Origin of the sequence: Micromonospora sp. NPDC048835, from assembly GCF_040649995.1 — a bacterium.
GTDB lineage: Bacteria > Actinomycetota > Actinomycetes > Mycobacteriales > Micromonosporaceae > Micromonospora.
Genome location: NZ_JBEZGM010000004.1, coordinates 271,064 through 290,804, shown reverse-complemented (window position 1 = coordinate 290,804; position 19,741 = coordinate 271,064). Strand labels below are relative to the sequence as shown.

Sequence of the window (19,741 nt, the reverse complement as noted above, 5' to 3'; positions counted from 1 at the left end):
GCTCGCCGGGACGCGGGGAGACGACGTCGGTCAACGCTCCATCTCGGGGATCCGGTCGGACTCCGCCACCGTCGCGCGGACCTTGCGGAGGGTGGCGTCGGGGGCGCGGATCGCGGCACGCCACCGGTCCAGCGTCCGCGTGAGCACCCGCACCACGAACTGCAGTTGGTTGACCTGCTCGCGGAGCACCCCCAGCTCGGACCGGGCGCTCAGCGCCTCGCCCTCCAACTGGTTGATGCGCGTCTGCAACGGTTGCACGAGGGTGAGGGCGGCCTCGGTGAGCGTGTCGGCGGCATCGGCCTTGAACTTGCCCCGCTGCACCACGACGGTGGCGATCGCGGCCAGGCCGGTGCCTCCGCCGAGGATGCCGAGCACGCTGAGCGCCACCTGCACCCAGTGGGGTGCGGCTGGCGCGGGTGCGGTCATCACGTGACACCTGCCTGGAGCGGTTCGTAGGGGACAATTTCGCAGGCTCGGGCCAGGCGACGCAGGTCGATGGCGATCTGCCCGGCCCGCCAGAGCGACCCGACCGTCACCGCCATCACGAACGACGTCGCGACTATCGAATTGCGGCCGGACATGACCAGCAGGGCCACCGCGTACATGCCGGTGATCGTGCCGAGCACCAGCACCGACGCGAGTTCGAGGCCGAGCCCGGTGGAGAGCCGGCCGGGCCACAGGATGCCCAGTAGTCCACCCACGCCCACCGCGACCAGACCCAGCTCCCAGGCGACCTGGATGGGCGCCGGCATGGACGTCTGCACGGATGTCGGGCGGACGTTGAGGGTCATCATCAGGACGCCGCAGAGGGGTGCCGCGGCCAGCACAGCGATCTCGTACGGTTGGTGACGGGATCGGATACGTAGGTTTCCCACGGCAACTCCTTGTCGAGGACCGGCGTCCGGCAACGGCCGGCGGGCCGGTGCCGTTCGGTGGGTCGCGACTGTCGAGCTGCGGTCCGTGCGGCGGAGCCCATCGTGCGGTGCCTGAACGGTCGTTGGGGCGAGAAGGTGAAGCGACACGACGTCGTTGGCTGCCGATATCTGCCTGTGTATCACCGATGACCGGTTGGCGTCCACCTGTGTAACGTCGCGTTTCCGCAGGTCAGGGCAATCTTGGCGGGCTTTTGGGGCGATTGGCGGGATGGGACGGGGCGACCCGGCCGTATCACCACTCTCGTGACACCGAGTGTCGGATATCTTCCCGAGGGTGACCGGGGTGTGCGGCCGGGTCGCCGCTCGATCAGCGGGCGAGCAGGTTGCGCACCGCCCGGAGCACCTCGGCCGGCGCCTCCTCGGCCATGAAGTGTCCGCAGGTGACCGTCGCGTGGTCCAGGTCCGGGGCCCAGGCCCGCCACACCGCCGCCGCGTCGTAGCCCAGCGCCGCGCCCCAGTCCTGCTGGAGCACGGCCACCGGCATCCGCAACTGGTTGCCGGCGGCCCGGTCGGCGGCGTCGTGGGCCACGTCGATCCCGGCGGACGCCCGGTAGTCGGCGACGATCGAGGGCACCGCTTCACGGGACGCGCGCAGGTACGCGGCCCGCACGTCCGCCGGCACGGCCTCCGGATCACGGGTCCAGACGTCCAGGAAGTGACCGAAGAAGGCGTCCGGGCTGCCGCCGATCAGCTCCTCGGGCAGGCCGGGCGGCTGCGCCATCAGGTACAGGTGGAACGCGACCGCGGCGTTGACACCGTGCAGCACGTCCCACATGTCCAGGGTGGGCAGCACGTCGAGCAGGGCCAGGTGACTGACCGCCGCCGGATGGTCGAGGCCGGCGCGGAACGCGACAAGGGCACCCCGGTCGTGCCCGGCCAACGCGAACCGGTGGTGACCGAGCGCGGCGGCCAGGGACACGATGTCGGCGGCCATGGTGCGCTTGGCGTACCCGGTGCCGTCGGTGTCCAGGGGCTTGTCGCTGTCGCCGTAGCCACGAAGGTCGGGGCAGATGACCGTGTGGTCGGCGGCCAGGTCTGCCGCGACGTGCCGCCACATGAGGTGCGTCTGCGGGAAACCGTGCAACAGCACGATCGCCGGTCCGGAACCGCCCACGGCGGCAGTCAGCGTCACACCGTCGGCGACGGTGACGCGTCGGTAGTCGAATCCGTTGATCCTGGGGTCCACGGGGAACCTTCCTGGTGAGCAGTGCCGGCGAGGGCGGTGGCCCGTCGCCGTCGTACTCGTCGAGCCTGCCCGGCGGTGATCAGCAGCCGGTCAGCGTCCGATCAGTGCCGTCCGGGCCACCCGCCTAGATTGGTGCCATGACCAGGCAGCCGACGGCGCCCGTCGCGGTGACCTTCGGCGTACTCGGGCCGGTGGTCGCCGCGACCGAGCGCGGCCCGGTTCCCCTGCGGGGTCACCGGCAGCGCCTGGTGCTGGGCCGGCTGTTGATCGCCCACGGTCGGGTGGTGCCGGTGGACCGTCTCGTCGACGACCTCTGGGAGGTCGCACCGGACGGCGCGGTCGGCGCGATCCGGACCTTCGTCGCCGACCTGCGGCGGGCCCTGGAGCCGGAGCGCCCACCCCGGCAGCCGCCCAGGATCCTCGTCACCGAGCCGCCCGGGTACGCGCTGAAGGCCGCCCCGGAGGCGGTGGACGCCGGACGGTTCGAGGCGGCCGTCGGGGAGGCGGCCCGACTGCTGGCGGCCGGGCACCCCGCGCCGGCCCTGGCCGCCCTCGACGCGGCGCTCGGGCTCTGGCGCGGGCCCGCGTACGCCGACTGCGCCACCGAGTCCTGGGCGGTCGCGGAGATCAACCGGCTGGACGAGCTGCGGATGCTCGCCGTCGAGCGCCGGGCGGAGGCGCTGCTGGCGGTGGGTCGGCCGGACGAGGCCGCCGCGGACCTACCTGAACTCCTGGCCGGCCACCCGCTGCGGGAGGATGCCTGGCGGCTGCTCGCGGTGTCCCGCTACCGCGCCGGCCGGCAGGGCGACGCGCTGGCGGCGCTGCGGGAGGCCCGCCACGTGCTGGTGACCGAGCTGGGCGTCGACCCGGGGCCGGAGCTGCGCCGAGTGGAGGCCGACATCCTGGCCCAGGCCCCGCACCTCACCCCGCCCGTCGCGGGGGTGACCGCCCCCGGCGCACCCGCCGGGTCGGGGCAGCGGCCGTTCGTCGGCCGTGACACCGAGCTGGAGCGGCTGCGACGCGCCGCCGAGACGGCGTCCCACCGCCACCAGCCCACGCTTGCGCTGCTCAGCGGCGACCCGGGCGCCGGCAAGACGGCGCTGGCCGAGGCCCTGACCCGGCGACTGGCCGCCGACGGTTGGCGCACGGCGTGGGGCCGCAGCCCGGAGTACGAGGGTGCCCCGCCGGCCTGGCCGTGGACCCAGATCACCGACGCGCTCGCCGGGCCCGCGGCCCCCGTGGTCGCCGCCGACCCGGACGACGGTTCGGCTGACCCCGCCGAGGTGCGGTTCCGTCGGCACCGTGCGGTGGCGTCGCTGCTCTCGGCGGTCGCCGACCGGGGGCCGCTGCTGCTGGTCCTCGACGACCTGCACCGCGCCGACGGTGACACCCTGGACCTGTTGACCGCGCTGCTCAGCGGCCCGCAGCCGGCCTTCGGGCCGATGCTGATCCTCGGCACCTACCGGGCCACCGAGATCAGCCCGGAGCTGACCGCCACCCTGGCCCGCGTCGCCGGGCTGGAGCCGGCCCGGGAGTACCTGGCCGGTCTGCCCGCGTCGGCGACGGGTGAGCTGGCCGGCGCCATCGCCGGGGCGGAACTGGACCCGGAAACCGCCAGGTCGATCCACCGGCGAAGCGGCGGCAACCCGTTCTTCGTCCGCGAACTGGCCCAGCTCTACGCGAGTGCCGGGGAGGCGGGTCTCGCCGCCGTGCCGCCCGGCGTACGCGACGTGATCCGGCACCGGGTGGCGCAGCTACCCGCCCCGACCCGTACCGTGCTGCGGCAGGCGGCGGTGCTCGGCCGGGACCTCGACCCGGACGTGCTCGTCGCGTTGACAGGTGACCCGACGGCGGCGCTGGACGCCGTGGACCGCGCCCTGGCAGCCGGGTTCCTCACCGAGCGGGAGTCCGACGGGCGGCTGCGGTTCACCCACATCCTGGTCCGCGACACGCTCTACGCCGACCTGTCCGCGCCGCGCCGCGCCGCCTGGCACGCGGCCGTCGCGCAGGTGCTGCGACAGCGGGAACCCGTCGAACCGGCGGCCCTCGCGTACCACCTGCTGCGCGCCGGGGGGCCGGTCGCCGCCGCCGAGGCGTCGACGTACGCCCGGGTGGCGGCCGAACGGGCCGAACGCGGCGGTAACCCGCACGAGGCGGCCCGGCTGTGGGGGCAGACGATCGACGCGTACGACCGGGCCGGCGGGGTCGACCCGCACGGGCGGGTGACCGCGCTGCTCGGCCTGGGACGGGCGCTGGCCGTGACGGGCCGGCTGGCCGAGGCGCGGCGACGACGCGCCGAGGCGATCACCGCCGCCGAGTCCACCGGCGACCCGCTGCTCGCCCAGGAGGCGCTGGCCGGCTTCGAGGTGCCGGCGAGTTGGACGCGCAACGACGACGACGTGCTCTCCGGGCACATCGTCCGAGCCGCCGAACACGCACTGACCACGCTCGGCCCGACCCCCTCGGCGCAGCGCAGCCGGCTGCTGAGCACCCTCGCGCTGGAGCTGCGCGGCAGCACCACCGACCGTGGCCGCCGTGCCGCCGACGAGGCCGAGACGATCGCCCGTGGCATCGGCGACCCCGGGCTGCTGGCCTTCGCGCTCAACGCCCGCTTCATGCACACCTTCGACCGAGTCGGTCTGGCCGGTGCGCGAGCCCGGATCGGCGTCGAACTCGTCGACCTGGCCGCCCGACACCACCTGGTGACCTTCGAGGTGCTCGGCCACCTCGTGCTGGTCCAGGCCAACTGCGCGCGGGCCGACCGGCGCGCCGCCGACACGCACGCGCACGCCGCCGACCGCCTCGCCGAGCGGTACGAGCTGCCGTTGGTCGACGTCTTCACCCGGTGGTACGCCGCACTGCGCCTGGCACTCGACGGCGAGTCGGACGCGGCGGCGACCGGCTACCGGGCCGCCGCCGAACGACTACCGGCCGACGGCATGCCGGGCCTGGCCCAGGGGTTGCTGCCGCTCGCCCTGCTCGGCCTGCGACTTGCCGACGCCGTCAGCGGTGACGTGCCGGCCGGCGACTCCCGGCCGACCCCCGGGGAGCGACCGATCCCCGGGCCGGACGACGAGGACTGGGCCCGGCTGGACTGGGGCCCGCACGAGCCCTGGGTCCGCCCACTGCTGCTCGCTGCCGCCGGCGATCACGGTGCCACCCGGGCGGCGCTGCGAGCCCTGCCGGACGGGCCGCACGACCTGCTGCGGGAGGTGCGGCTCTGCCTCACCGCCCGGGCCGCGCTCGCCGTCGGCGACCGACCCACCATGGAACGCGTCGCCGCCGCGCTCCGCCCGGCCGCCACCGAGCTGGCGGCCGGCAGTGGGGTGGTCACCGTCGGCCCGGTGGCCGGGCACCTCGCGGATCTGGCCGCCGCTCTGGGCCGCGACGAGGAGGCCGCCGCGCACCGTCGTGCCGCCCGGGTGCTCACCGCGCGCGTACGCGCCGACGACCCGACCTGAGCGGGATCACGTCCGGGCCACCAACGACTTGCCGGTTTACGCCGGAACCCGACGCCGGGTGCGGTCAGATGGAACCACCGGCGTGTCCACCGTCGGCCGTGGTCCGAGGGGGTACGCGTGGAGGCGCTCGTCCTGATCGTGGCGCTCGGCGTCACCGTCCTCGTCGGCACCACGCTCGGCGGTCGGTACCGGGTCGCCCCGCCGGTCCTGCTCATCGCGTTGGGCGTGCTGCTCGGGCTCATGCCGCCGCTGTCCGAGGTCACCCTGGAACCCGACCTGGTTCTGCTGATCTTCCTGCCGGCGATCCTGTACCGGGAGAGCCTCACCATCAGCCTGCGGGAGATCCGGGCCAACCTGCCGGTGATCGGGTTGCTCGCCGTGGTGTTGGTGGTGCTCACCATGGTCACGGTCTCCTACGCCGCGCAGGCGTTCGGGGTGAACCCCGCTGCGGCCTGGGTGCTCGGCGCGGTCCTCGCGCCGACCGACGCCGCCGCCGTCACCGGCCTGGCCAAGCGGCTGCCTCGGAAGCTGCTCACCACCCTGCACGCGGAGAGTCTGATCAACGACGGCACCGCGCTCGTGGTCTTCGCGGTCGCCGTCGGCCTGCTCAGTCAGAGCGCCAGGCCGGGAGTGCTGGGCATCGGCGAGGAGTTCGTGGGGGCCAGCGTCGGCGGCGTGGTCGCCGGTCTGCTGGTGGGGGGCGCCGTGGTGCTGGTCCGCAAGCGGCTCGACGACCCGCTGCGCGAGGGCGCGCTCAGCGTGCTGACACCGTTCGGCGCCTTCCTGCTCGCCGACTCGGTGCACGCCAGCGGCGTGCTGGCGGTGGTGGTCGCCGGCCTGGTGCTCGCCTACGCCGGCCCACGGGTGATCCGTGCCCGGTCCCGGGTGCTGGCGTACGCGTTCTGGGACCTGAGCACGTTCCTGATCAACGGCGGACTGTTCGTCCTGCTCGGCACCCAGATACCCCGGGCGGTCCGGGGCATCAGCAGCACGTCGCCGCAGCGGGCGCTGCTGATCGTGCTCGTGGTGACCCTGGTCGTGATCGGCACCCGCCTGCTCTTCGTCTACCTCACCGCGCAGTCGGCGCGGCTGCGGCGCCGTCGCATCATGGATCCCAGCCAGGGGCCGTCGAGTTGGCGGGTGGGGACCGTCGCGGGCTGGTCCGGGTTCCGCGGTGCGGTGTCGCTCGCCGCAGCCCTGGCCGTGCCGACGGTCATGGTCGACGGTCGACCGGTGGTCGAACGCGACCTGATCATCTTCGTCACCGCGCTGGTGATCGTCCTGATCATGCTCCTGCAGGGCACCACCCTGCCGTTGGTGGTGCGCTGGGCCGGGCTCCAGGGCGACCCGGAGCGGGTCGACGAGGCCCGCAACGCCCGGCGGCGGGCCACCGAGGTCGGCCTGGCCGCTCTTCCCCGGGTCGCCGCGGAGGTGGGCGCCCAGGACGACTCGGTGCGTCGGCTGGAGGCCGAGTACCGGCGGCACCTGGAGGACCTCGACGACAGCGGCGCGAACACCGCCGAGGAGCGCCGGCTGGAACGCCGACTGCGCCTGGGCGTCCTGGCCCACAAGAGACGGGAGGTCACCCGACTGCGCGACAACCGGGAGATCGACGACCTGGTGCTGCAGGAACTCCAGTCCGCGCTGGACAACGAGGAGATCCGGCTGCTGGGACGCGGTCCCACCGAGTGACCGGCGGCGACCGTCCGAGCGGCGTGGCTCAGAGCACCTGGTCGAGGAACCGGCGCAGTCGCGCAGACTCGGCCCGCTCGAAGATCGCCTCGGGTGGGCCCTGCTCCAGCACGACGCCCCGGTCCATGAAGGCGACGGTGTCGGCGACCTGCCGGGCGAAGCCCATCTCGTGGGTCACCACCACCATGGTCATGCCGGCGGCGGCCAGGTCGGCCATCACCCCGAGGACGCCCTTGACCAGCTCCGGGTCGAGCGCCGAGGTCGCCTCGTCGAAGAGCATCACCTCGGGCCGCAGCGCCAACGCGCGGGCGATCGCCACCCGTTGCTGCTGACCGCCGGAGAGCTGCGCCGGTCGGGAGTTCGCCTTGCCGGCAAGCCCCACCAGCTCCAACTGGGCCCGGGCGACGGCGTCCGCCTCGTCCGCGCCGAGTTTGCGCAGTCGGCGCAGCGCCAGCGTGACGTTGCGCAGCACGCTCATGTGCGGGAAGAGGTTGAACTGCTGGAACACCATGCCCACCCGCTGCCGCAGCGCGTCCGGGTCGTCGCCGAGCACGCTGCGCCCGTCCAACAGCACGTCACCCCGGTCCGGCTCGATCAGCCGGTTGATGGTGCGCAGCAGGGTGGACTTGCCCGACCCGGACGGGCCGATGACGCAGGCCGTGGTGCCGCGCGGCACCGAGAGGTCGGCCCCGCGCAGCACCCGGTTCGGTCCGAAGGCGAGGTGCACATCGCGGACGTCGAGGCTGACCGAGGTGGTGGTGTCGGTGGTCATCGTCGGCTCCCTTCGGTGGCGGTCAGCAGGTCCTCGTCGTCCTCGTCGTTCGGCGCGGCGACCGGGCGACCGTTGCGCAGCCGCCCGTCGATCCAGTTGACGACGTGCGTCAGCGGAACGGTCAACGCCAGGTAGAACAGACCCGCCAACAGCAGCGCCGACTCGTTTCCGGTGGCTGCGGCGTAGTCCTGCCCGATCCGGAACAGCTCCCGCTGGCTGGCCACCAGACCGAGGAAGTAGACCAGGCTCGAGTCCTTGATCAGGGCGATGAGCTGGTTCACCCAGGCCGGCAGCACCCGCCGGATGCCCTGCGGGATGATCACCAGCCGCATCGCGTCGGCCCACGGGAAGCCGAGCGCGCGGGCCCCCTCCAACTGGGCGGCCTCCACCGACTGGATGCCCGAGCGGAAGATCTCCCCGATGTACGCGGCGGCGATGAGCGACAGCGCCAGGATGCCCAGCGGGTAGGGGTCCGGCCCCCACACCTGCATGCCCAGCGGGGCCAGCCCGACGCCGATCAACAGGATCGTCGCCGCGGCCGGCAGCCCTCGGAACACGTCGGTGTAGACCCGTGCGGGCCAGCGCAACCAGCGGCTGCGGGAGGTTCCGGCGACGGCCAGCAGCAGCCCCAGCACCGAGCCGAGCAGGGCGGCGGAGACCGCCAGGATCAGCGTGTTGGGCAGCCCGACGGTCAGCATCTCGGGCAGCGCCTCGCGCATCGCGTCGGCGTCGAAGAACGTCTCCCACAGGGTGCTCAACGGATCCATCGGTCGCCCCTCCTACCGCCCCGCTCGCTCGTCACCGATTCAGGACGCGGCCGACGCGGACGCCGACGGCGCCACCGCGACCGCGCCGCTGCCCGGCTTGAAGTCCGCCGGGATCGGCCGGCCCGGGTAGTACTGCGCCTGCAACCGGGTCCAGGTGCCGTCGGCGATGACCTCGTCCAGGGCCCTGTTCAGCGCCTCGCGCAGCTTGTCGTTCCCCTTGGCCACCGCGTACGCGGTCGGCGCCGGGCTGAGCTGCTTGGCCGCCACGGTGATCTTGCCCTTGCTGTCGGCGGCCGACTTCTCGCCGATCTCCGCCGGGGCGATCCACGCGTCGGCGGTGCCCGCCTTGAGCTGGTTGATCGCGCCGTTGTAGTCCGGCACCCGCACCGGGTTGAGCTGCTTGCCGGTGGCGTAGTCGTCCTGGACGGTGCCCTGCACCACCACGACCCGCTTGCCGGCGAGCTGCTCGAAGCCGGTGATCGGCGAGCCGGCCGGGACGTCCAGGCCGAAGTAGCCGAAGTCGTAGCCGTTGCCGAAGTCGACAGTCTTCTTGCGGGCCTCAGTGATGGTGATCGAGGAGCTGCCGACGTCGAACTTGCGGTTGTTGACCTGGCTGAGCAGCGCGGAGAAGTCGGTGCCGACGAACTCGACCTTGAGGGAGAGCTTGCGGGCCACGGCGGTGAGCAGGTCGTTGTCGAAGCCGGTGAACCTGCCGTCCTCGAGGTAGACGTTCGGCGGGGCGTCGGTGAGCGTTCCGGCGCGCAGCACACCCGGCTGGGCCAGCCCGTACGGGTTGGCGGTGGCGTCGGACGAGCTGTCGTCGCCGCAGGCGGTGAGGGCGGTGGCGGCGAGGATCGTGGCCGCGCCCAGGGCGGCGGCACGGGTCAGGGCAGGAAGGAATCGCACGGGTGTCTCCGAAGGGTGGTGTCTCGGCGCGCACGGGCGTACGCCACCGACGGCGCGCCCGAGGGGCGTACCGGTGGGAAGGTGTTCCGGAAGGGAAGTGCTAGCGCGTGGTGCCGCGACGACAGGCGGCGCTGCACATTCGCATCATGTCCACGTGCCGTCGCCGGGTCAGTGCGGGCGAGGGTCGACCGGTGCGGGCGTCCGCGACGTCGGTCGGTGGGGTGGTGCTGAGGATGCGCATGGTTCTCCCGGGTCTGTGCTGACCTGGGTGCCAGGCCACGCTTGCACCGACGTCGTGCCGGTGCCTGGTCTTCACCCGGGGCACCCCACCGCGGAGGAGGGTTGCCGGCCAGCGAGCCGGGGCTTCGCGCTGGCGCTCATGACCTGCGCCGAGGCTAGCAGCAGCCACCTGTGGTGCGTCCAGTCGTTATGACCACCCTCACCGTCCGCGTGGAGCGGCCCGTCCGCAGGTCAGCCGGCGTGCACGTGCGGTCGACGGCCCGGGTCGGGCTCGTGGCGGCGCAGGATCTCCCGGGTCACCGAGGCGATGGCGCCCTGCCCGAACGCCAGGTAGCGCAGGAGGTTGCGGGTCGGGCCACCCTCGGACCACTCGAAGTAGATGTGTGGGCGCCGACGGCTGCGGTCGCGGATCTCCAGTAGCAGGGCGGCGAGCGCGGTGGGCACCGAGGAACTGGCCAGGCTGAGCACCGGGAAGCGGTCGGCGGCCATGCTGCCGCGCACCAGCAGCTCGGTCTCGAAGTCGGACGGGTCGGTGACCGTGACCTCGACGAAGATGACGTCGCTGTCGTCCGGGAAGTCGTTGTCGGCCATGGTCTGCGCCAGCTTGGCGCGGTACTCCGCCTCGTCGCTCCGGTCGGGTTCGTGCGCCACGAGGCGGATCCGTCGCCCGGCGCGTTCGTCGATCATCCGGGCCGCGGCCGGGTCCAGTTCGACGTGGTCGACGCGCAGCTCGTACGCCCGCATCAACCGGGACAGCACCGACACCAGGATGATCGCGCCGATGAAACAGGCTGCGATCTTGACACCGTCCGGACGTTCCACCACGTTCGCCGACGTGGTGTAGACGAAGATCACCGCGATGACGCCGAACGCGATGGTGCGGCCGCGCTGACGCTGCCGGCGCGCCGCGAGCGTCACCGCCGTCGCCGCCGAGGTGATCAACACCAGCACCCCGGTGGCGTACGCGCCGCCCTGCGCGTCCACGCTGGCCTCGAAGACGACCGTGATCAGGAAGGCCACGCCGGTGAAGACCAGCACCAACGGTCGGACGGCCCGTGCCCAGGTCGGTGCCATGCCGTAGCGGGGCAGGTAGCGCGGCACGAGGTTGAGCAGACCCGCCATCGCCGACGCGCCCGCGAACCAGAGGATTCCGATCGTGGACAGGTCGTAGACGGTGCCGAACACCTCACCGAGGTGGGCGTGCGCCAGGTACGCCAGCGCCCGACCGTTCGCCGGACCGCCCGGCTGGAAGGCCTCCGGCGGAATGAGCACGGTGGTCGTCACACTGCTGGTGATCAGAAAGACGCTCATGATCAGCGCTGCGGTGGTGAGCAGCCGACGCGCGCCACGGATCCGGCCCAGCGGTCGTGCCTCCGAGTCCTGCGGCTCACCCCGGATGCTCGGCATGACCGCCACCCCGGTCTCGAAGCCGGACAGGCCCAACGCCAGCTTCGGGAAGACCAGCAGCGACAACCCGACCACCAACCATGGATCGCCGTGCCCGGTGGTCAGCATGGTGGTCCAGTCGCCGACCGCGTGGGGATGCGTCGCCACCCGCCAGAGCGAGTCGACCACCACCACCGCGTTCAACGTCAGGTAGACCGCGACCAGGACGACGGCGATCCCGATGGCCTCGGTGAATCCCTTCAGGAACACCGCGCCCAGCAACGCCACGAGCAGCAGCGTGACAAGCACCTCGTGGCCCTTGAGCCCGCTCGGCCAGAACGGGTTCTCGTCGATGTGCGCGGTCGCGTCGGCGGCCGAGAGAGTGATGGTGATGATGAAGTCGGTGGCCACGAAACCGAGCAGCACCAGCACCAGCAACTTGCCCGGCCAATAGCTCAGCAGACGGACGAGCATCGCGATGGAACCCTCGCCGTGCGGGCTCTCCACCGCCACCCGTCGGTAGACCGGCAGCGCCCCCAGCAGGGTCACCAGCACCAGCACCAGCGTCGCCACCGGCGAGAGCGCCCCGGCGGCCAGCGCGGCGATGCCCGGCTGGTAACCCAGTGTGGAGAAGTAGTCGACCCCGGTCAGGCACATCACCTTCCACCACCGGTGGTGCCGGCGCTCCGGCGGGCGCCCGTGCGGCCCCGGGTGCTGGACGGCCTGGTCCGAGCCGGCGTCGAACAACCATTCCCGCAACCGGCTGGCGCGTCTGTCGACAGTCACCGGCGCGTCCCCCGTCATCCCGCCCGCGGTCACCGTGAGTATCCGCCCGTCGGGCTGTCCCCGTCCGCCGGTGCGCGGAACCCGACCGACGACGCGGCGGGTTTCGGGCCCGGGACAGGGGGGAAGCAGCGCCCCCGGGTTGGCGGGCGCGCGCCGGACCGGAGGGCACCGGGGGAGGGACAGGGCATGGTCGGCGGCCGTCGCTTCCGCCCGGGTGACGGCTTCGGCCGCCAACTCGACGAGTACGAGACGAGGGTCGGCGAGCCGCCGCCCCCGCAGTCGCCGGCAACCGCTCCGCAGGGCGGTCTGGTGGACAGCGCGGTCTACCTCCGGGGGCACCGGTTCGCCTCGCCGCCCGGCCTGGCCGAGACGTACCGCTGCCTCCAGGAGCAGGACGGCGCGATGGCCTGGATCGGGTTGTACCGGCCCGACATCGACCAGATCACCTCGCTGGCCCGGGAGTTCCGGCTGCACGACCTGGCCGTCGAGGACGCGATCAACGCTCACCAGCGGCCCAAGCTGGAGCGGTACGGGCACACCCTGTTCGTGGTGTTGCGCGCCGCCCGCTACGACGACCTCCGGGAGGAGGTCGAGTTCTCCGAGCTGCACCTGTTCATCGGGCCAGGGTTCGTGGTGACCGTCCGACACGGTGAGGCGCCGGACCTGGCCGCGGTACGGCGGCGGATGGAGACCGAGGCGCAGATGCTCGCGCGGGGGCCGGAGGCGGTCCTGTACGCGATCCTCGACCAGGTCGTCGACGGGTACGCGCCGGTGGTGGCCGGACTGGAGAACGACATCGACGAGATCGAGACCCAGGTGTTCGGGGGCGACCCGAACGCCAGCCGCCGCATCTACGGCCTCAGCCGCGAGGTCATCCAGTTCCAGCGGGCCGCCCGACCCCTGCTCAGCGTGCTCGGCGCGCTTGCCGACGGCAGCGCCGGCGCCGACGAGGAACTGCGCCGCTACCTACGCGACGTGACCGACCACCTCACCCAGGTGGTGGAGCGGGTGGACGGTTTCCGGCACCTGTTGCAGAACATCCTCACCGTCAACGCCACCCTCGTCTCGCAGCAGCAGAACGAGGAGATGCGTAGCCTCACCGCGGCCAGCTACAGCCAGAACGAGGAGCTGAAGAAGGTCTCCTCCTGGGCGGCGATCCTCTTCGCTCCCACGCTCATCGGCACCGTGTACGGCATGAACTTCGTCCACATGCCCGAGCTGAACTGGCGCTTCGGCTACCTCTTCGCGCTGCTGTTGATGCTGCTGGTCTGCGGCACCCTCTACCTGATCTTCAAGCGGCGCGGCTGGCTGTGAGCCGCGTGGCCGGGACTCACTCGATGCCGCGCAGGATGTGCCGTTCGTCCTCGACGTCGTCGTCGCCGGCACTGATCCGACCGAGCAGTACGGCTGCCGCCCAGATCGTCAGTGGGGTGGCCGCCCCGGTCATCCCGCCGCCGGTCCGGTCGTCCCGGGTCTGGCTCCGCTCCGCACGCGGTGGCCTGCGCTGAGCCTGCATGGGCCCTGCCTCTCCTCGTCGAAACCGCCGTGGGCGGCGCGGGGCGGACCCACGCCACCGGCCGGGCAGACCACCTCTGAGCAGCCCACCACCGGTACGGCAGCCACTCGAACCTTCCCACGCCCGGCCGCATCCGCACCGCTTGTTTTCGGGTTTCCGACTGTCGCCCGCCAAACCGGACATTACGCATCGACGGTCGAGTCACGGTCAAGGCAGCGGCTCGGCGATGCCCCGCGCGGGAAGTCGAGCCGCAGCGGGGCGGCCACCACAGTTCCCCGCAACGCCTCCGCGCCGGCTGAAGCCTCCCCTCACCCGCATCGGGTGAACCGCGCTCACCCCGGCCCGGGTGATCCTGCGGGGAGCCGTGGGGAGGGGGCCTGATGGGCACGACGGCCGAGCAGTACCTGCAACAGTTGGACGCCGGTCGGCGTCCCAACCTGCCGGAGACCACCGCGGGGACGCTGCGGCTGGACGTCCGCGACGACGGCAGCACCGAACACTGGTACCTGACCGTCTCCGACCAGCAGGTCCAGGTGGCGCGGTCGGCCGACGACGCCGATCTGGTGGTCCGCGCGGACCGGTGGGTGTTCGACCAGATGGTCGACGGTCAACTGCACCCCGGGGCGGCTCTGCTGCGCAACGACCTCACCCTCCAGGGCGACATGCGGCTGCTGATGGTGCTTAGGCGGATCTTCGCGGGGCCGAGCGGCGCCCGCCACCCGCGGGACCTGGGCCGGGCCGCCCTGGCCGCCCAGGGCCGAAGCTCGACGGACGCTCGGGAGGATCGGTCGTGAAGCAGGAGTTGCTGCACGTGATCGCCGGCAACGTGTTCGCGATCAGCGACGCCCAGGGTGACATCCAGGCCGACCCGAAGTCTCCGGTCGGCCTCTTCGCGTACGACACCCGCTTCCTGTCGCACTGGGTGCTCAGGGTCGACGGCGAACGGATCAACGCTCTCTCCCGCGACGACATGACGTACTTCGAAACCCGGTACTTCCTGGTCCCCGGCGCGGCCAGCCACTACGTCGACGCCGACGTGTCGATCATCCGCCACCGCTCCATCCACGACTGTCTGCACGAGAACATCACCGTGCTCAACCACTCGTCGGAGCCCGCGGACTTCGAGATACGGGTGGAGATGGCGAACGACTTCACCGACATCGCCGAGATCGGGCACCTCCGTCAGCGGGCCGTCGAGGTCGTCGCGGACTCGGCGAACCAGCAGTTGGTGCTGCGGTACCAACGGCAGCGGTTCGTCCGCCAGACCACCGTCCGGAGCACCGTGCCGGTCGAGGTGGACGAGGGGGGAATGACGTTCCGGATCCGGATCGCCCCGGACGGGAAGTGGGAGACCGACCTGCACGTCGCGATGACCATGGGCGGCGAGGACGGGCAGGACGTACGCGCCTCCCTGGAGTCGCACCAGCGGGCCGTGCGGACCGGGATGCGCGAGAGCCTGGCGGACTGGATGGACCAGGCCCCGGAACTGGTGGCCGAGCGTGACGGTCTGGAGGAGATGTACCGGGGCAGCCTGGCCGACCTGGCGGCACTGCGGTACCGGCCGCTGTCGTACGACGCCCGAGTGCCGATCGCCGGCCTGCCGTGGGCGATGTGGTTGTGCGGGCGGCACAGCATCGTCACCTGTCTGGAGACGCTGGCGTTCACGCCCCAACTGGCCCCCGCGACGCTGCGGATGCTGGCGTTCATGCAGGGCAGTCAGCTCGACGACGACCTGGACGAGGAGCCGGGCAAGATCCTGGCCCACCTCCGTTACGGCGAGTCCGGCGCGTTCGGCGACCGGGGGAACGCGCTGTACTACGGCTCGGCGGACACCAGCCCGCTCTTCGTCGTGCTGCTCGACGAGTACGAGCGGTGGTCCGGTGACGCGGACCTGGTGCGGGAACTGCGCCACCCGGCCCGGATGGCGTTGGACTGGATCGACGAGTACGGCGACCTGACCGGGGACGGCTACGTGCGTTACCAGCGTCGCAACGAGCGCCACGGCGCGATCAACCAGTGCTGGAAGGACTCTCCGGACGGGATCACCAGCGCCGACGACCGGCAGCCCGCCTTTCCCCGAGCCACCTGCGAGTTGCAGGGCTACGCGTACGACGCGAAGAGGCGCGGGGCGCGGCTCGCCCGGGAGTTCTGGGGCGACCCCGCGTACGCCGATCGGTTGGAGCGGGAAGCCGCCGCGCTGAAGGACCGCTTCAACCGGGACTTCTGGCTCTCGCACCGGGACTACTACGCGTTGGCGCTCGACCCGTACGGTGCGCCGGTCGACGCGCTCGCCTCCAACATGGGGCATCTGCTGTGGAGTGGCATCGTGCCGGACGACCGGGCGGAGACGGTCGCCGAGCACCTGGTCGGGCCGCGGTTGTTCAGCGGTTGGGGGGTGCGTACCTTCGCCACCGGGCAGCGCCCGTACAACCCGGTGGGCGCCCACCTGGGCGCGGTGTGGCCGGCGGACAACGCCCTGATCGCCGCCGGGTTGCGCCGCTATCGTCTGGACACGCAGGCGGCCACGATCGCGGGGGGCATCTTCGACCTGGCGCAGACTCTCGGTGGGGCGGTGCCGGAGGCGATCGCCGGCCACGAGCGCAGCCTGACGAAGTATCCGGTCCAGTTGCCGGGGGCCGCCCGCCCGCAGTCGTGGTCGTCCGGGGCGCTGCTGATGCTGTTGAGCACCACGCTGGGGCTGCGACCCACCGGCGACAACCTGTTGGTGAACCCGGCGGTGCCGGAGGGGTTCGGTCGACTGGAGCTGCTGGACATCCCGGGTCGCTGGGGCCACTCCGACGCCTACGCGAGAGACCGGACCACCGAGGGGCGGCACCGCCCCCGAGCGCGCTGACCACCGAGGGGCGGCAGAGCCCCGACCGCCGCGCTCAGGCCCGTCGGCGGCCGGGCGCCCCGACCGCCGACGCCCGGGTCAGCCCATGGTCTTGGCGCCGTCGATCGACTCCCGCAGGATGTCGGCGTGCCCGGCGTGCTGGGACGTCTCGGCGATCACGTGCAGCAGCACCCGGCGGACCGTCCAACTCGCCCCCTGCTCGAACCAGGGCGCCTGCGGCAGCGGGTGCGCCGCGTCCAGGTCGAGGGTGGCGACCAGCTCGTCGGTCTGGGCGGCCACCTCCTGGAAGCGCTCGACCAGGACGGCGAGGGTCTCGCCAGGCAGCATCTGGAACTGACCGACCCAGTCGATCTCTTCACGCTCCATCGCCTCGGCGCCACCCACCGCGAAGAGCGTCCAGCGGTGCTCGACGTTCGTCACGTGCTTGATGAGGCCGCCGAGGCAGAGGCCGCTCACCGTGGGGCGGCTGGCCGCCTGTTCGTCGGTGAGCCCGTCGACCGTCTGCAGAAGGAAACCGCGGTGCTTGCGCAGCGTCTGCAGGAGGTCGGTGCGCTCACCGGTGAGCTGCCCCGTGCTGGTCATGTCGCCACCCTTCGTCGATGTCCACCCGGTGCCACCGTAGGCCCAGGCCCCGACACTTTCCGAGCACGACACAGGTGCACGCGGGCACCGCCAGCGGTTGCCGATCCGCGCCGGTGACGGTCCACTGAATGACATGGGTGTGATTAAGGTGGGCACGTCGTCCTGGGCGGACCAGTCCCTGCTGCGCTCCGGGTGGTACCCCCGCTCGGCCAGCACGCCGGCCCGCCGGCTGGGCTTCTACGCCAGCCGCTTCCCGATGGTCGAGGTGGACACGTCCTACTACGCCATCCCGGTGCCGGAGACGACCCAGGGCTGGGTGGACGCCACCCCTGACGACTTCACCTTCGACGTCAAGGCGTTCAGCCTCTTCACCGGCCACCCCACGCCGGTCGCGGTGCTGCCCCGCGACCTGCGCCCGGCCGCCGGCCCGAGCCGGATCCGCCGCCGGGACCTGCCAGAGCGGGCGTACGACGAGCTGTGGGCCCGGTTCCGGGCGGCCCTCGACCCGATCGCGGCGGCCGGCAAGCTCGGTGTGGTGATGGTGCAGTTCCCGCCGTGGCTGGTGCGCAGCCCCGCGGCGGAGCGCCGGATCGTGGAGTTGGCCCAGCGCTGCCGGCCGTGGCAGGTCGGCGTGGAGCTGCGGCACGGCTCGTGGTTCGCGGACGGCGCCGCGACGGACACTCTGGACCTGCTCCGCGCCCACGATCTGTCACTTGTCTGCGTCGACATGCCACAGGGGCATCCGTCGTCGGTGCCACCGCTGCTGACCATGACGGCGGAGCCGGCGATCGTCCGGTTCCACGGTCACAGCGACGCCTGGGCCAAGGGCGACAAGCAGGACAAGTTCCGGTACGCGTACGCCGAGGACGAGCTTCGACACTGGGCCGGGCTGCTGGCCGAGTTCGCCGGTCTCCCCGACGAGCTGCACGTGCTGTTCAACAACTGCTGCGCCGGGCAGGCCCAGCGGGACGCCACCCGGCTGGCGCAGTTGCTCACCGAGACGATGGTCGTCGACCACACCGTTCCGGCTTCCGGCTGATCGCCGCGGGTGCCGGCCGGCCACGTGCCTGTCGAATCAGGACCGCCGGCCCCGGCTGCGGAGCGCGTCCTGGGTCGAGTCGCCGATGTCCGCGTCGTCGGGGAAGGTCCGGCCGCTGGGGGCGGGATCGGGTGGGGCACCCGGGCCGGCCATCGTCGTACGGGTGGGCTCGACCGAGCCGAAGCCGTGTCGTCCCGCCGGGTTCGACCGTCCCGCCGGGGCACCCGAGCGCCGCTCGCCGCGCCGTCCCTCGGGCACCGCGGTCTCCTCGCTGCCCTCGTCCATCGGGGAGTCGTCGCCAGTGCCCCAGGGCGCGTCGGCGTCGAAGCCGTCGCCGGTGCCCCACGGCCTGGTCGCCTCCGGCTCCAGCCGGTCGTTGTTCCCGCCGCGTCCCTTGTCCGCCGTCATGGCCACCCCGCTCCTCGGTCCGCCATTCCGGCGGACGATGTCCCGTCCTCGGGTGCCGGGACTGCCCGCCCCGAGCGCGGCGCGCGACACCTCGCCGCTCGTACACGACAGCCGCCGCCGCGTCGCTGCGCGCGCAGAGCCGGCCAGCGCCCCGCCGTCAAGGTGGCGGCGGGACGCCGGCCGGCTCGACGTTCAGCGTCCGGCCATCGCCATCGGCCGCTTACCGTTGCTCATCGCCCCCATCTTGATCATGCTCTTCGAGGCGCCCCTCATCCCACCGGCGCGACCGAGCATCCCGCGGAACACCTGGCCGGGCTTCTGTTGCTCACCCATGTACGCGGTGACCACGACCAGGGTTCCGGTCAGCGCCGGAATGGCCCACTGGAGCAGCTTCATCTGCCGCTGCGACGAGGCCACACTCGCCGGCGTCTGGTGGTTCGGCTCGGTCGCGCCGCTCACCGACGGGCCGCCGGCCTTCTCCAGTCGCATGCCGATCAACCGGCTGTAGCCGGTGACCGCAAGCGCGCCGATTGTCAACGCGGTCTTGATGGCGCTGGCCCGGCCGACGCCGGACTGGGCCGCCACCCGTGGGCTCTCGGTCACCAACTCGCCGACGGCGCCGGCCAGGTGGGCGCCGATCGCCGCCGCGTTGACCGGTGTCCACTTGGACCAACCGGCCGACGCGACCGGGAGCCGCTGGGTCGAGTCGCTGATTTTCGCCGCTGCGCCGTTGACGCCGAAGGCACCCATCAGGGAGCCGCCGAACCAGGCCGCCAGGCCCAGATCGTGCATCGAACGCAGTGCGGTGTGCCGTTCGGACATGTGATCCCCTTCCGCCGTGTCGGGCGGTGCGGCTTACCCGCCGGTCGGGCGGCTAACCCCGCCCCGAGCGAGCCGATCCACGCCCTGACGTGCAGCTATGGGACATTCGCGTCGTCGGTTCGTCGGTCCCGCCCGAGCAGGAGTCGTTCGCCCGGTGGCGGGTAGATCCTCCAGCGACGCCGACGAGAGGGGAACGCGATGTCGCAGCCGGACGAGAGCCGGGAGAAGACCCCCAAAACAGACGCGGTGCTCATGCACCCCGACAACGACCCGCACCGCAGCACCGCCGAGGTCGCGCCGCGCGCGGACCACGCCGAGATCCAGGTCGAGCGCGACGGTGAACTGGTGCCGCTGGAGCAGGACGAGTGAGCCGACGCCTCGCCCGATGA

Annotated in this window: 18 protein-coding genes and 1 riboswitch; of the genes, 7 read left to right on the top strand and 11 right to left on the bottom strand. The window is 72.4% G+C overall.

Going from position 1 to position 19,741, the window contains the following annotated elements; all coding sequences use genetic code 11:
- Positions 1–30: 30 nt before the first annotated feature.
- The 3 genes from AB0C15_RS07830 to AB0C15_RS07820 all read right to left on the bottom strand — a co-directional run bounded on the left by AB0C15_RS07830 (position 31) and on the right by AB0C15_RS07820 (position 2,121).
- Positions 31–426: a hypothetical protein gene (locus AB0C15_RS07830; protein ID WP_357349809.1), complete on the bottom strand. Its 396-nt coding sequence runs from the start codon at positions 424–426 to the stop codon at positions 31–33.
- Entirely contained in the window at positions 426–875 is a 450-nt protein-coding gene (locus AB0C15_RS07825) for a hypothetical protein (RefSeq protein WP_357349807.1), read from the bottom strand. The genes AB0C15_RS07830 and AB0C15_RS07825 overlap by 1 nt, the downstream gene beginning before the upstream one ends.
- A gap of 367 nt (positions 876–1,242) precedes the next feature.
- Entirely contained in the window at positions 1,243–2,121 is an 879-nt protein-coding gene (locus AB0C15_RS07820; RefSeq protein ID WP_357349804.1) for an alpha/beta hydrolase, read from the bottom strand.
- Between the two features lie 137 nt (positions 2,122–2,258).
- Between AB0C15_RS07820 and AB0C15_RS07815 the strand changes: the two genes are divergently transcribed.
- Together AB0C15_RS07815 and AB0C15_RS07810 are read left to right on the top strand one after the other, a co-directional pair.
- Positions 2,259–5,582, top strand: coding sequence for a BTAD domain-containing putative transcriptional regulator (locus AB0C15_RS07815; RefSeq protein WP_357349802.1), 3,324 nt, complete (start codon positions 2,259–2,261; stop codon positions 5,580–5,582).
- Positions 5,583–5,699: 117 nt separating this feature from the next.
- Positions 5,700–7,274 carry a Na+/H+ antiporter gene (locus AB0C15_RS07810; protein ID WP_357349800.1) on the top strand — a complete coding sequence of 525 codons (1,575 nt, stop codon included), beginning with the start codon at positions 5,700–5,702 and terminating at the stop codon, positions 7,272–7,274.
- Between the two features lie 28 nt (positions 7,275–7,302).
- Here the strand turns inward: AB0C15_RS07810 and AB0C15_RS07805 are convergent, their stop codons facing one another.
- The 4 genes from AB0C15_RS07805 to AB0C15_RS07790 form a co-directional block, all read right to left on the bottom strand.
- The gene (locus AB0C15_RS07805) at positions 7,303–8,046 is read right to left on the bottom strand and encodes an amino acid ABC transporter ATP-binding protein (protein ID WP_357349798.1); all 744 of its coding nucleotides are present in this window, start codon (positions 8,044–8,046) and stop codon (positions 7,303–7,305) included.
- Positions 8,043–8,813, bottom strand: coding sequence for an amino acid ABC transporter permease (locus AB0C15_RS07800; protein ID WP_357349796.1), 771 nt, complete (start codon positions 8,811–8,813; stop codon positions 8,043–8,045). The genes AB0C15_RS07805 and AB0C15_RS07800 overlap by 4 nt, the downstream gene beginning before the upstream one ends.
- Before the next feature lie 39 nt (positions 8,814–8,852).
- Positions 8,853–9,719: an ABC transporter substrate-binding protein gene (locus tag AB0C15_RS07795; protein ID WP_357349794.1), complete on the bottom strand. Its 867-nt coding sequence runs from the start codon at positions 9,717–9,719 to the stop codon at positions 8,853–8,855.
- 273 nt (positions 9,720–9,992) lie between these two features.
- A riboswitch (SAM riboswitch) is annotated at positions 9,993–10,104 on the bottom strand.
- Between the two features lie 86 nt (positions 10,105–10,190).
- Positions 10,191–12,131, bottom strand: coding sequence for an amino acid transporter (locus tag AB0C15_RS07790; RefSeq protein ID WP_357349792.1), 1,941 nt, complete (start codon positions 12,129–12,131; stop codon positions 10,191–10,193).
- A gap of 186 nt (positions 12,132–12,317) precedes the next feature.
- Here AB0C15_RS07790 and corA point away from each other — a divergent pair, with 186 nt between their 5' ends.
- Positions 12,318–13,445 (top strand): magnesium/cobalt transporter CorA, encoded by a 1,128-nt coding sequence (corA, locus tag AB0C15_RS07785; RefSeq protein ID WP_357349790.1) that lies wholly within the window; start codon positions 12,318–12,320, stop codon positions 13,443–13,445.
- Positions 13,446–13,461: 16 nt separating this feature from the next.
- Here the strand turns inward: corA and AB0C15_RS07780 are convergent, their stop codons facing one another.
- Positions 13,462–13,647: a hypothetical protein gene (locus AB0C15_RS07780; RefSeq protein WP_204944262.1), complete on the bottom strand. Its 186-nt coding sequence runs from the start codon at positions 13,645–13,647 to the stop codon at positions 13,462–13,464.
- 380 nt (positions 13,648–14,027) lie between these two features.
- Here AB0C15_RS07780 and AB0C15_RS07775 point away from each other — a divergent pair, with 380 nt between their 5' ends.
- Positions 14,028–14,441 (top strand): SCP2 sterol-binding domain-containing protein, encoded by a 414-nt coding sequence (locus AB0C15_RS07775; RefSeq protein ID WP_357349788.1) that lies wholly within the window; start codon positions 14,028–14,030, stop codon positions 14,439–14,441.
- The gene (locus AB0C15_RS07770; RefSeq protein ID WP_357349786.1) at positions 14,438–16,501 is read left to right on the top strand and encodes a glycogen debranching N-terminal domain-containing protein; all 2,064 of its coding nucleotides are present in this window, start codon (positions 14,438–14,440) and stop codon (positions 16,499–16,501) included. Before AB0C15_RS07775 ends, AB0C15_RS07770 begins: the two co-directional genes overlap by 4 nt.
- Before the next feature lie 78 nt (positions 16,502–16,579).
- Here AB0C15_RS07770 and AB0C15_RS07765 read toward each other — a convergent pair whose 3' ends face one another.
- On the bottom strand, positions 16,580–17,083 hold the full coding sequence (locus AB0C15_RS07765; RefSeq protein WP_357349784.1) for a DinB family protein: 504 nt from the start codon (positions 17,081–17,083) through the stop codon (positions 16,580–16,582).
- 133 nt (positions 17,084–17,216) lie between these two features.
- Between AB0C15_RS07765 and AB0C15_RS07760 the strand changes: the two genes are divergently transcribed.
- On the top strand, positions 17,217–18,122 hold the full coding sequence (locus tag AB0C15_RS07760; protein ID WP_357349782.1) for a DUF72 domain-containing protein: 906 nt from the start codon (positions 17,217–17,219) through the stop codon (positions 18,120–18,122).
- A 36-nt stretch (positions 18,123–18,158) separates the two neighbouring features.
- Here AB0C15_RS07760 and AB0C15_RS07755 read toward each other — a convergent pair whose 3' ends face one another.
- Complete coding sequence (locus AB0C15_RS07755; protein ID WP_357349779.1) at positions 18,159–18,530, bottom strand: hypothetical protein; 372 nt, start codon at positions 18,528–18,530, stop codon at positions 18,159–18,161.
- Between the two features lie 192 nt (positions 18,531–18,722).
- A complete protein-coding gene (locus AB0C15_RS07750) occupies positions 18,723–19,352 on the bottom strand; it encodes a hypothetical protein (RefSeq protein ID WP_357349777.1) in 630 nt (209 codons plus the stop codon).
- A gap of 198 nt (positions 19,353–19,550) precedes the next feature.
- Between AB0C15_RS07750 and AB0C15_RS07745 the strand changes: the two genes are divergently transcribed.
- On the top strand, positions 19,551–19,721 hold the full coding sequence (locus tag AB0C15_RS07745; RefSeq protein ID WP_357349775.1) for a hypothetical protein: 171 nt from the start codon (positions 19,551–19,553) through the stop codon (positions 19,719–19,721).
- Positions 19,722–19,741 lie beyond the last annotated feature (20 nt).